The sequence below is a fragment of the Nostoc sp. ATCC 53789 genome (assembly GCF_009873495.1).
GTDB classification, from domain to species: Bacteria; Cyanobacteriota; Cyanobacteriia; order Cyanobacteriales; family Nostocaceae; genus Nostoc; species Nostoc muscorum_A.
This window is the reverse complement of record NZ_CP046706.1, coordinates 189,678-203,281: the sequence shown is the minus strand read 5'-3', so window position 1 is coordinate 203,281 and position 13,604 is coordinate 189,678. Positions and strand designations below refer to the sequence as shown.

Below are 13,604 nucleotides of genomic sequence, written 5' to 3'. Positions count from 1 at the left end.
AAAATATAGATAAAAAAAGAGAGAACAATGAGCAACGAAGAAATTAGAAGAAATATCTCTTCAATTTATCCACTTTCTCCCATGCAACAAGGGATGCTGTTCCACAGTCTTTATGCACCTTATAGTGGGGTATATCTTGAACAGATGACCTGGGGTTTGAAGGGGAATATCAATGTTGCTGCTTTTGAAAGAGCTTGGCAAAAAGTTTTAGATAGACATTCAATTCTACGTACATTTTTTGTTTGGGAAAATCGCCAAACTCCATTACAAGTAGTACTAAAACAGGTTAATGTTCCTTGGAATACTCTTGATTGGCGAGAACTTTCTTCTAATGATCAACAACAACAATTAAAACAATTATTGCAAACACAAAGAGAACAAGGTTTTAACTTATCCCAAGCACCATTAATGCGGTGTACGTTAGTCAGGCTAGGCGAAGATAATTACAAATTTATCTGGAGTCATCACCACATCCTTATGGATGGATGGTGTTTATCAATTATTTTTAAAGAAATTTTAATTTTCTATAAAGCACATCTGCTTGGTGAAAATTGCCAATTGCCAAAACCACGTCCTTACCAGGATTATATTGCTTGGTTGAATTCTCAAGACAAATCAGCAGCAATTGAGTTTTGGCAACAAACTTTACAAGGTTTTAGTGCTCCCACTCCATTGGTAATGGATAAAACTCAATTTCTGAAAGAGCAACAGTATAAAACTGCGGATTATCAGGAGAGAACAAGTAGTTTATCCCCTGAATGCACTCAGAAGTTACTTCATATAGCACAACAACATCATGTGACTTTATCAACTGTAGTACAAGCTGCTTGGGCTTTACTATTGAGTCGTTATAGTGGTGAGAAAGATGTAGTATTTGGTGTGACTGTTTCTGGTCGTCCTCCTAGCCTCTCTGAGATAGAAAATATGGTAGGACTGTTTATTAACACCCTTCCCTTACGAGTACAAGTATCCACCCAGGAGCAACTCATACCTTGGTTGCAAAAAATACAACAGTCAATGGTTGAATTACAAGAGTATTTTTATACTCCTCTTGTTGATATTCAAGCTACTTCTGAGATACCAGGTGGAATACCTTTGTTTGAGAGCATTGTGGTGTTTGAGAATTATCCAATTGATAATTCTTTGTTGAATGAAGAAGGTTCATTACACTTAGGTGATATAGAGGTTTTTGAACAAACTAATTATCCACTAACTTTAGTTGCAGTTCCTGGGGATAAGTTGTCAGTTAGGATTAGTTACGATACTGCTCGTTTCTCTTCAAATACTATTGAGTGGATTTTAGGATATCTGCAAACTGTTTTATCAGCAATTGCAATTGTGGAAAATCCTTCACATAAGGTAGCTCAATTACCTTTATTAAGTGAAGTAGAACGTCATCAGTTATTGGTTGAGTGGAATAACACTGCAACGGATTACCCATCTGATAAATGTATTCATCAGTTATTTGAGCAACAGGTAGAAAAAAACCCCAACTCCATAGCAGTGGTGTTTGAAGAAGAACAATCAACCTACCAACAATTAAATCAAAAAGCGAACCAATTAGCACATTATCTACAAACTCTGGGAGTGAAACCAGAAGTGCTGGTGGGTATTTGCATAGAATACTCCATTGATATGATTGTAGGACTGTTGGGGATACTTAAAGCTGGTGGTGTATATGTGCCGTTAGATCCGAACTATCCGCAAGAACGACTGGCGTTCATGCAGGAAGATTCCAATGTGCATATCATATTGACCCAGCAGCCTCTGCTCGAAAAGATTTCCCCTCAAAATGCCCATATCGTTTGCCTGGACAGGGATAGGGATGTCATTGCTAGGGAAGGCGTTGAAAATCTGGATCGGCAAACAACACTGGATGACCTTGCATACGCAATCTATACGTCTGGTTCTACTGGAAAACCCAAAGCCGTTCTCGGCACGCTTCGCGGCATTGTCAATCGCTTGCATTGGATCTGGGAAATGCTACCATTTGGGGCAGATGAGATTTGCTCTCAGAAAACATCCATCAATTTTGGCGATCATGTTGCGGAAATATTTTCTCCCCTTCTCAAAGGAATTCCCCTTGTGATCGTTCCAGATGATATACGGGGCAATATTCCCAGGCTAATGAGCCTGTTGAGCGATCGAAAGGTAACTAGAATTGTTCTCGTTCCATCGCTATTAAAAGCGATACTGGAAAATGCGCCCCAACAACTGACAAAACTTCGATATCTCAAATATGTCTTTTGCAGCGGTGAAGTCTTACCGCTAACCTTGGCTAAGGAATTTCACCAGAAAATCAGCTCTGCCAGATTGTTCAATCTCTACGGCTCTTCAGAAGTTGCCGCTGATGTTACATGCTTTGAAGTCAAACTGAGAATCGCAAATCAAATTGAAGCAAAAAGTAAAGAGAAACTTGATGCTTTAAAAAATCTTCCTAGTGGCTCAGGGGATAGGGAAACTGCTGTCCTGCATAAAGAAATAATACATTTGCAGTTGGCAGACGAGCGAAGAGCAGATTTAGGAGAAGCTCTAGAAGAATATCTGAAAAGAAATACGATTCCGATTGGAAAACCGATTTCAAACACACAAATTTACATCCTCGACAAGTATGGCGATCTTTTGCCACCTGGTGTTACGGGTGAGCTATACGTCGGCGGAGATGGGCTTGCAAAAGGGTATTTAAATCTGCCCGAGTTAACGCGGGAAAAGTTTATCCCCAACCCGTTTGTGAAGGACAGGGGGAAAAGTAAAAAGGCACAAGCAGAAAGATTGTTTAGGACTGGAGACCTAGCCCGCTGGCTGCCGGATGGTAATATCGAATTTGTAGGGCGTATCGATCACCAAGTGAAGGTGCGGGGCTTCCGCATTGAACTTGGAGAAATCGAAGCAGTCCTCAGTACCCACCCCCAAATCCAACAAGTCGTTGTCATTGCCATAGAAGATATTCCAGGTAGCAAACGTTTAGTAGCCTACATAGTCTGTGAGGATGAATCACTAAGTACCTATCACCTGCGTGAATTCCTCAAACAAAAGCTACCAGAATACATGATGCCCAGTGCCTTTGTCATCTTAGACACCTTACCGTTGACACCCAGCGGTAAAATAGACCGTAAAGCCCTTCCAGCACCTGATGGAGAAATTAGCCGAGAACATGAATATGTCCCACCACGTACATCGGGTGAAGAAATAATAGCCAACATCTTCGCTTCTATTCTAGGTGTGCAAAATGTTGGAATCCATGACAACTTCTTTGAATTGGGAGGACATTCCCTACTAGCAACCCGATTAATTTCCCGACTCAGAGTTGCCTTTGAAGTAGAAATAGAACTAAGTGCAGTCTTTTCCTCTCCCACTGTAGCTCAATTAGAGCAAACATTAACCCAATTACGTACTACTAATAGCGCATTAAGTCTTCCCCCCATTCAGCCAAGAACACAGAACCAACAATTACCCCTATCTTTTGCACAAGACCGGTTGTGGTTCCTCAACCAACTTGAAGGGTCAAGTGCCACTTATAACATGCCAGGAGCAATTCGTGTCACTGGAAAGTTGGATATTAATGCCTTGCAACAAGCATTATCAGAAATAGTCCGCCGTCATGAAGTACTACGCACCAGCTTCCGAACTGTGAATGGCACACCAATACAGGTAATTCACCCAGAAGCCACCATGAACATCAGTGTGGCGGACTTACAGCAACTAGAAGCAACAGAACGGGAAAGTGTCCTTCACCAACAAGCACAACTTGCAGCAATTACCCCCTTTGACTTAGAAACTGCACCACTAATCAGGTGTAGTTTATTGCAGTTAGATGCCAGAGAATATGTGTTATTACTGACGATGCACCACATTGTCTCTGATGGTTGGTCAATGGGGATATTCAGCCAAGAACTATCTACTTTATATCAAGCTTTTAGTGCAGGAAAACCATCCCCCTTGGCAGAATTACCAATCCAGTATGCAGACTTTGCAGTTTGGCAAAGACAATGGTTAAGTGGAAAGGTACTAGAAACTCAACTCAATTACTGGCTTTCTCAGTTAGAGGGTGCACCAGAATTGTTACAATTACCTACTGACCGTCCTCGTCCAACCGTGCAAACTTTCCGGGGTACTACTCAAAGTTTTAGTTTAAATACTGATTTAAAAGAGAAGTTGCAAACCCTGTCTCGGAACTCGGGTACTACCTTATTTATGACCCTGCACGCAGCGTTTGCCACTTTACTCTATCGCTACAGCGGTCAATTAGATATTTTAATTGGTTCACCCATTGCCAATCGCAACTGCAGTGAAATTGAGTCTTTGATTGGCTTTTTTGCCAATACTTTGGTATTGAAAACCCGTTTTGAAGATAATCCCAGTTTTGAGAATTTGCTGGCACAAGTTAGGGAAACTACACTTGAAGCTTATGAACATCAGGATGTGCCTTTTGAACAGGTAGTTGAAGTACTACAACCACAACGCTCTTTGAGTTATGCACCCTTATTCCAGGTAATGTTTGTGTTGCAGAATGCACCCATGGGTGAATTAGAATTACCTGGTGTGACCCTTAATTTATTGAGTTCTCAAACAGAAACAGCCCGGTTTGATTTAACAGTATCAATGCAGCAAACTTCCGAAGCACTAGTGGGTTCATGGGAATACAACACTGACTTATTTGATGGGTCAACTATTGAGCGCATGACTGCTCATTTCCAGAATCTGTGTAGCGCGATTGTAGAAAATCCCCAACAAAAGATAAGTGAATTACCATTATTCACAGATTCTGAGCAAGAGCAGGTACTGCACAGTTACAATAACATCGCTACAACTTACCTGCTGGATAAATATGTTCATTTCCTGAGTTCAAATAATTTACAAATTTACATTTTAGATAACCATCAACAATTAGTTCCTTTGAGTGTAGAAGGAGAAATTTATTTGGGGAATTGCGATTTACTCCCAGACAAGTTACATCCAGAACCAGAAAAATTTATAAGTTTCATAGAACATACCCAACTGGGTAAGTTATTAAAAACAGGGGAATGGGGTTGTCGTCGAGTCGATGGTTCTCTGGAATTGCTAGGAAAAGAGCATCGAATTGTCACAGTTAATGGACAACGAATTAACCTACAACGTATTGAACAAGCTTTACAAACAGCGAAAGGGGTAGAAGATTGCTATGTAATGGTACGCAATCAAAAATTAGTCGCTTACGTAGTCAAAGATGGTTCTTGGGCTAGGGAGTTTTTACACCATTATTTAAAATCTCAGTTACCTGGATACCCATTACCCTGCATCTATGTACCAGTATCTGCTTTACCATTGACAAGTTTTGGAGAAGTTGATGAAGTAGGTTTAGCTTCTATTAGCATAATTGATTCTGAGTTAATTAACACTTGGGAAGAACAAATAGGTTCTCAGGCGGAAATTGATAAAGTTGCTGTTTTTATTGAGCCAAATGTAAAAACGATTTCTCCGATACATTTAGAAGAACTTTTACCATCAATCCAAGCTATTTTCAATCAAGGTTCTACTCCAGTTGAAACTCCCAGAACTGCTAGGGGAAAAGAGAGTAGTTCCCTATTAGAAATAAAATCACCTGCCATCAGCCACGAAGAAGTATTAATCTTTCCAGAATCATCTCCAGAAACTTTAGGGGAGATGCTGCAAAAAACTGCTGGGAAATTTCCTCACAAAGGAATCACTTATATTAACTCTGATGGTTCCGAACAAGTTCAATCATATGCCCAGTTATTAGAAGATGCTCAAAGAATTCTAGGTGGCTTCAGAAAACTGGGAATTAAGCCACAAGATAAAGTTATTTTGCAATTAAAAGAAAATAAAGATTTTATTAGTGCTTTTTGGGGTTGTGTGTTGGGAGGCTTTATTCCCGTACCCGTTGTAATTCCTGTAAGCTATGACCAGCCCAATGTCAATCTAAATAAATTACAAAATAGTTGGCAGATGTTAGAAAGACCTTTGATTTTAACAGATAAAAAATCATTGTCAGAACTAAAGAAATGGTCTCAAAATCTAAATGACGACAACTTTAAGTTAGAAACTATTGAAAGTTTACAAAAGTTCTCAACAGATAAAGATTACTATAATGCCCAACCAGAAGATTTAGCACTGTTCATGCTTACTTCCGGTAGTACAGGTATGTCTAAGGTGGTACAGTTGAGCCATTTAAATCTACTGAGTAGGACTATTGGTTCAATACAAATGAATAATTTTACCCCAGAAGATATAACCTTAAATTGGATGCCCTTAGACCATGTTGCAGGTTTAATATATTTTCATATCCGGGATATTTATTTAGGATGTAAACAAATTCATGCTACTAGTCAATTAGTGATTGAAAAACCTTTAAGATGGTTGGATTGGATTGATACTTTTGGTGTCACTGTTACTTTTGCTCCTAACTTTGCTTATAGTTTAATTAATGATTTTGTTCAAGAAATAGAAAAGCAGAATTGGAATTTATCTTCTATTCGCTTGATGTTAAATGGTGCGGAACAAATTGTTGCAGCAACAGCAAGACGTTTTTTGAAATTACTTGCTCCCTTTGGCTTACCTGGGGATGCTATGACTCCATCTTGGGGAATGGCTGAGGTTTCCTCTGGTATTACTTATTCTGACAATTTTTCACTCTTATCAAGTTCAGATGATAATTCCTTTGTAAATCTTGGAAAACCGATTAGGGGTACTTGTCTGAGAATAGTCAATCAAGACATGGAAGTATTATCAGAAGGTGAAATTGGTTTACTTCAGGTCAAAGGATTAACCGTTACTTCTGGTTATTATCAAAATCCAAAAGCAAATAAGGAAGCATTTACCGAAGATGGTTGGTTTAATACAGGTGATTTAGGATTTATAAAAGATGGATGCTTAACGATTACAGGACGACAAAAAGATATCATTATTATTAATGGAGTTAATTATTATAGTCATGAAATAGAAGCTGTTGTTGAAGAATTAGGAGAGGTTGAAGTTTCTTATACCGCAGCCTGTGGAGTCTGCGTTGCTAGCAATAATACCGAAGAATTAGTAATCTTTTTCACTCCGTATGTATCTGAGAAGAATCAATTATTAGAGCTTTTGAAAAAGGTTAGGGAACAAGTTATAAAATACTGCGGGATAAATCCAAGTTATTTAATACCCATAGATAAAGAACTGATTCCCAAAACTTCCATCGGTAAAATTCAACGTTCCCTCCTTAAGCAACGTTTTGAATGTGGTGAGTTTAAATCTCTCAGACAGCGTGTAGACTTGTTGCTTGATAATACTAATACTATTCCCAACTGGTTTTACCGTAAAGTATGGCAAATTAAAGAAAGTAAAAATACTTTACTCAATTATTCTTCTCAGAAAACTTTAACCCTAATATTTACAGATAATTTGGGTTTGGCAACAAGATTAACCGAGGAATTGTCCCAAACTGTTCAACCATATGCTCAAGTTACTATTGGTTCAAATTTTGCTCAAATTAGCCCAAATCATTATTCTGTTGTTCCTGGAAATCCACAACACTATCGCTTGTTAATTGATTCTTTGAGGCAAAATAGCCAAGTAATTAGTCAAATTCTTCATCTTTGGAACTACAACGAGCAGACTGAAAAAATTTCTAGCTTGGAAAATTTAGAGTCCACTCAACAACAAGGAATTTACAGTTTACTATTTTTAGTACAAGCTTTAGAAGAAATTCAAGGCAAACAGCAAGCAGTCAAATTATTATGGATTGCTAATCAAAGCCAATTAGTTCATCCCACAGATAAAATTCAACCCGAAAAATCCACTGTTTTAGGCTTACTTAAAACTGTTAGTCAAGAAATGCCTTGGTTAACTACTCGTCATTTAGATTTACCATTAGCACCAGAACTCAACAATAGTTATATTTGGCAAGAACTGTATTCTGCTGATAAAGAATTGGAAGTTGCTATACGCAATAGAGAACGTTTTGTGTCTGGTCTGGAACCAGTAGATATGACTGCTAAGGAAAAACAAAAAATTCCGATTCTACCAGGAGGAACGTATCTACTTACAGGAGGGCTTGGAGGAATTGGGACTGTTATTGCAAAGTACTTATTAGAACATTATCAAGCAAATTTAATATTAGTTGGTAGAACTCAAATTGAAGATAATAATGAGGAAGCTAGCACAAAATTGCAGAGGTATCAAGAATTAGAAAAACTACCAGGTTCAATAATTTATCAAACTGTAGATATTTGTGATTTAGTAGGTTTACAACAGGTAGTAGAAAAAGCAACACAAGAATGGAGGACTCAACTTGATGGGGTATTTCATATGGCTGGGATTATTCAGGAAACGCCAATCGAGAAAGAAACCCCAGGAAATATCGCTGCTGTTTTACGTCCTAAAGTTAGCGGTACTTGGGTATTGCATCAATTGCTCAAGGATAAAGAAAATGCTTTATTTGTCCACTTTTGTTCTGTAAATGGTTTCTTTGGAGGAACCAATGTTGCAGCTTATAGTGCAGCAAATAGTTTTCAGTCAGCATGGAGCGATTATCAACAACAAAACGGTTTCCAAAGCTATTGCTGCTCTTGGAGTATGTGGAATGAAACCGGAATAAGTCATGGCTATCAATTCCAAGAACTCAGTCGTGCTAAGGGCTATTTTATTATTACTCCTCAACAAGGATTTTACTCATTTTTAGCAGCTTTATCTGGTTCGGAACATAATCTATTAATCGGATTGGATGGAACTAAAACAAATGTTGAACATTTGATTCGTGATTGTCAGCCCAAGCAGAAATTAACTGCTTACTTCACCTCTCCCACACCAGAACTTGCTGCACTCTCCTTACAAGAGTTACAACTACACGATCGCTTTGGGATACCCAATCAAATTAACTTTGTCCAACTTGAACAAATACCCCTTACTCAAAGAGGAGAAATTAATCGGGAACAAATTGCTGCTATATATGGAGGTTTGAATACTTCTGAGCAGACAAAACCACGGAATCAAACAGAACGTCAGTTAGTTGAGATTTTCCAAGAAGTTCTCAATCTACCCTCTATTGGTATTCATGACAACTTCTTTAGCTTAGGAGGACATTCCCTTCTAGCTGTCCGTCTAATGTCCGAGATTCAACAACAATTCCAGAAAAATTTACCTTTAGCCACTCTTTTTCAAAATCCCACCATTGAACGACTAGCACTTCTTGTTGGTTCCGATTCCGGAGCCGAACTTTGGTCTCCATTAGTACCAATTCAACAAAACGGTTCATTACCACCTTTGTTCTGTGTACCAGGAGCAGGTGGAAATGTTCTCTACTTCCACCACTTAGCACAATATCTTGGAAATAATCAACCGTTATACGGTTTACAAGCACAAGGTCTTGATGGTGAAACCGAACCTCATAAAAGTGTTGAAGAAATAGCCTCCCAACACATTAAAGCAATTCAAACAGTTCAACCAGTTGGTCCTTACTTCTTGGCTGGTCATTCCTTTGGCAGTCATGTAGTATTTGAAATGGCGAATCAACTACAACTTATTGGAAAGTCTGTTGCTTATGTTGGAATTTTAGATACTCCTGCACCAACTTCTCAAGCTAATCATCAGAATGATTTTTCTAACTGGGATAATGCAAAGTGGATATGTCGAATGGCTGAGGTTATTGAAGATATTGTTGGAGAAAATCTATTTTTATCTTATGAAACTCTAACTTCTCTAACTTGGGAGCAACAATTAAATTATTTCAAGCAAAAGTTAGAAATAGTTGGTTTTTTGCCTGCTCAAACAGATATCAAAATTGTTCGTGGTTTATTACAAGTTTTCCAAACTCAATGTCAAATTAAGTATGAACCGGAAAAGACTTATAAAACTCCAATCACTTTGTTTTGTGCGAGGGAGATAAATCCAGAGCAAGAAAGTTATTCTCACATTTTCCAAGAGCCAACATGGGGTTGGAATCAGTTTTCTGATGGAGAAGTGGAAATCCATATAGTTCCGGGTAATCATGTTTCAATGCTGAGTGAGCCTCATGTCAAGGTATTGGCTCAACAAATGCAAATATCTCTTGAACAAGCACAGAAAACCCATCAATTGGAAAAATGAAATTCAATAGTGTCCAAAGTCTAATTAGTAAATTTACGCCAAATCCAGCATAACTAAAATGATTAATACTGCTAAATCCTCATTACTTCCTGGTCCCACTACACCATCTTGGTGGAACTTATTGCAATGGCTTAATAATCCTTGTGAATTTTTGGAAGAGTGTCGAGCACGCTATGGAGACACTTTTACCTTCAAAGCTATTGGTTTTGAACCTTTAGTACTTATTAGTAATCCTAAGGATATAAAAGAAATTTTTGATAAACACAAGTATTTTGACAGTGGAAAAGCTAAAGCTAACGATTTAGCAGGATTTTTTTTAGGCAACAATTCCGTCACCTTGCTTGATGGAAGTAGTCATAAACGACAGCGTAAACTACTGATGCCTGCTTTTCATGGTCAAAATATATCTAACTATGGAGAACTAATATGCCATGCAACGAAGCAGGTTACTTCTAATTGGCAACCTGGTCAAAGATTGATTATTTACAAGGAAGTCAAAGAAATTACGCTGCGAGCGATGTTAACGGTTTTACTGGGTTCAGATAAAACGGAACGTTATCAACAACTCAAATTGATAGTTAATCAAATAGTATCCACTATAACTAATCCCTTTGCTTCTAGCTCTCTTTTCTTCAATGTGTTTAGAAGAGACTGGGGTTCTTGGAGTGCCTGGGGTAATCTTTTACGTTGCCAACGTCAGATTGCAAATATCATTTCTGCAGAAATCAAAGAACGTAGAGAAAATTGTAACAATTACAACAATGATATCCTCAGTATGCTGATGGCAGCACGAGATGAAAATGGAGGAAAAATGACAGATGAGGAGTTGCAAGATGAGTTAATGACACTTATCTTTTCTGGATATGAAACTACATCTGCAGCAATAACATGGGCATATTATTGGATTCATTACTTACCAGAGATAAGAGCCAAGTTATTGCAAGAATTAGATGAGTTAGGAGATAATCCAGACCCAACGGAAATAAGCAAATTACCTTATCTCAATGCAGTTTGTGCTGAAACCTTGAGAATATATCCAGTTGGTCTAACTACTTTTCCTCGAATTGTAAAATCGCCAATAGAAATTGGAGGTCATCAATTTGAGGTAGGAACTTGTCTTTATCCATGTATTTATCTAATTCACCACCGGGAAGAACTATATCCTAACTCTAAACAGTTTAAGCCAGAACGTTTTCTAGATAATAAATTTTTAAATTATGAGTATTTCCCTTTCGGTGGCGGTAACCGAACTTGCATTGGTATGGCATTTGCTCAGTTTAAAATGAAGTTAGTATTGGCTAATATTTTGCGGAATTGGCAATTGGAATTGGTAGGCAAACCTCCTTTAAAACCAGTACGAGATATTTTCTCAATTTATCCTCAAGGTGGATTAAAAATGGTTGTATTGTAAAAAACTGAATTTTAAACTATTAGAGGATGTTTAAAATATTTTTTACTCAACTCCCAATTTTTTAAACATCCTCTTAAAAGCTTATATCGGCGGATTATTGCATTCCCAAGGAAAATCAATAGCTGGTAAGTCTTTTGGAAAGCTTTTTGGTCTACTGAATGTAAATAATTCTGTTTAAACATACTTATCATGCTCTAAATAAACATGCAATAGAGGCATTTAATTTTATGTTTGATTATTACCTAGCTATATCGAGGGATTTACAACCTATATCAGCAAGACTTATAGTATTTTTTTTGAAAACGTATTTATTGTAAACATGAGAATTCTAAAAAAATTAAGCTAGTTGTAGCAGAGCAGTGACATCCAGGAGAAAATTAAAAATGTATTCAATAAAAATTGAAAATCTAATAATTAGAGTGAAAAGTGTATTAGAAATGCCAGTTTCTAAAGAAGCTGAGATGGCAAATAAATTTAATGAGTTTGGATTCGTAATACTAGAACACGAACCTTCAGCAACACCTAAGAATAACTTATTAAAATTGTCTGATTATTTTGGAACAATTATTCAGCACGAACATTCTGATTCACAGGGAATTGTTCCCATCAGTCCTGTTGATAGTTATCCAGAATATGTAAATACTACAACTACAGATTTATCGTTACATACGGATGGAGCGTTCACAATTACTCCACCAAAAGTAATGGCAATGCAGTGCCAGATTGCTGCTGCAAATGGCGGGTTCACCAAGCTTATTGATGGCAAGCTGGTATATGAACATCTAAAGCGGACAAACCCAGTTGGATTGTTAACTTTGTTTAATCCTGATGCGATTACAGTCAAAAGAGATAATAAAAAAGCAACTAAACCTATTTTTGAAGAACATCATGCTGGGCTTATTGTAAGGTTTAGAGCAGATAATGCAGCTCATGTTTCGGTTGAATCGAAAAGTTTTGCGGCATTTAAATCATTTGAAAACTTTGTAAATAATCCTGACAATCAAGTAATTTTTAAACTTGCACAAAACCAAATAATTATTGTAGATAATACTAGAGTTTTGCATGGAAGAACTGCATTTTCCAAACAAGAGTATAGGCTACTAAATCGACTTTGGTTTGATGGACAATCTGATATTATAAATTTAAAGTTTGGTATTTCTATAGCCCCAAAAAACTTGAGTTTATTTGCTAAAAAGTATCAGCCATCTCAAATAGATATAGGCTCAGATATTTCTCAGTCAACTCAATTGAAATTTAAAGCCACATGAGGAAAGAAACGATGCGTATTATGTTGAAGTCGAAAATTCACAGAGCGACGGTGACGGAAGCCAACGTTAACTACATCGGAAGTATTACAGTAGACAAAGTTCTGATGGAAAAGGCAGACATACTACCGGGTGAAAAGGTTATGGTGGTGGACAACACTAATGGTAATCGTCTAGAAACCTATGTCCTAGAAGGTGAGGAAAATTCCGGGGTAATCTGTATGAACGGTGGCTCCGCCCACCTAGTCAATTCAGGAGACCTTATCACATTGCTAGCATTCGAGGTAACTGACGAAATCAAGGAACCGAAAAAAATTATCGTGGATGAAAACAACAAGTTTCTCAAGTACCTGTAAGGCGTAAGCCCATCGCATTTTAAAAGTGTGCTTTTAAAGGTTGTGTCGCAAAAAGCTGAGTGAGATAGTGCAGGGTAGGAAATCCTTGTCGTTAATGCTTAGAGCTTGTCATGTAACAACCTTGCCTCTTTTGAGCTAGAAATGCTTTCTCAGTAAGCTTTCTAGATAATAAATTGTAAAAGTTGTTTCTTGACAGGCTCTTAGCTTTCCATTTCCACTCGCTCCCTGTTCAAATGGCGTCACCTTTTGCCAGAAATCATCCTGCTTAATGTGCGTTGGTACTGCCGCTCGTTGTTCTATTGGGACTTGGAGGAGATGATGTAGGAGCGAGGCATAGACGTGGATCATTCCACCCTGAATTGATGGGTGTTGAAATGCGGCTTGGAACTGGATTTCGGATTCGTCCTCATTTATTTGAAGCAGACGAATGATTCATGGCGGGTAGACGAAACTTACATCCAAGTTAAAGGGGAGTGGAAGTATCTTTATCGGCCGGGGAACAGTGTAGCT

At 37.8% G+C, this 13,604-nt stretch carries 4 protein-coding genes and 1 pseudogene; all 5 read left to right on the top strand.

Annotated elements, in window-relative coordinates; genetic code table 11:
• Positions 1-27 precede the first annotated feature (27 nt).
• The gene (locus GJB62_RS34240) at positions 28-10,062 is read left to right on the top strand and encodes an SDR family NAD(P)-dependent oxidoreductase (RefSeq protein ID WP_114085955.1); all 10,035 of its coding nucleotides are present in this window, start codon (positions 28-30) and stop codon (positions 10,060-10,062) included.
• 58 nt (positions 10,063-10,120) lie between these two features.
• Positions 10,121-11,473 carry a cytochrome P450 gene (locus GJB62_RS34235; RefSeq protein WP_114085956.1) on the top strand — a complete coding sequence of 451 codons (1,353 nt, stop codon included), beginning with the start codon at positions 10,121-10,123 and terminating at the stop codon, positions 11,471-11,473.
• A gap of 383 nt (positions 11,474-11,856) precedes the next feature.
• Positions 11,857-12,741: a TauD/TfdA family dioxygenase gene (locus GJB62_RS34230; RefSeq protein WP_114085957.1), complete on the top strand. Its 885-nt coding sequence runs from the start codon at positions 11,857-11,859 to the stop codon at positions 12,739-12,741.
• An 11-nt stretch (positions 12,742-12,752) separates the two neighbouring features.
• On the top strand, positions 12,753-13,094 hold the full coding sequence (panD, locus tag GJB62_RS34225; protein ID WP_114085962.1) for an aspartate 1-decarboxylase: 342 nt from the start codon (positions 12,753-12,755) through the stop codon (positions 13,092-13,094).
• Between the two features lie 210 nt (positions 13,095-13,304).
• Positions 13,305-13,598: pseudogene (locus GJB62_RS37835) on the top strand (DDE-type integrase/transposase/recombinase); the annotation flags it as partial.
• Positions 13,599-13,604: the final 6 nt, after the last annotated feature.

What these genes read in the sequence shown, in the direction of transcription:
- GJB62_RS34240 (WP_114085955.1), top strand. Translation starts at nt 28, where the DNA reads ATGAGCAACGAAGAAATTAGAAGAAATATCTCTTCAATTTATCCACTT.
- GJB62_RS34235 (WP_114085956.1), top strand. Translation starts at nt 10,121, where the DNA reads ATGATTAATACTGCTAAATCCTCATTACTTCCTGGTCCCACTACACCA.
- GJB62_RS34230 (WP_114085957.1), top strand. Translation starts at nt 11,857, where the DNA reads ATGTATTCAATAAAAATTGAAAATCTAATAATTAGAGTGAAAAGTGTA.
- panD (WP_114085962.1), top strand. Translation starts at nt 12,753, where the DNA reads ATGCGTATTATGTTGAAGTCGAAAATTCACAGAGCGACGGTGACGGAA.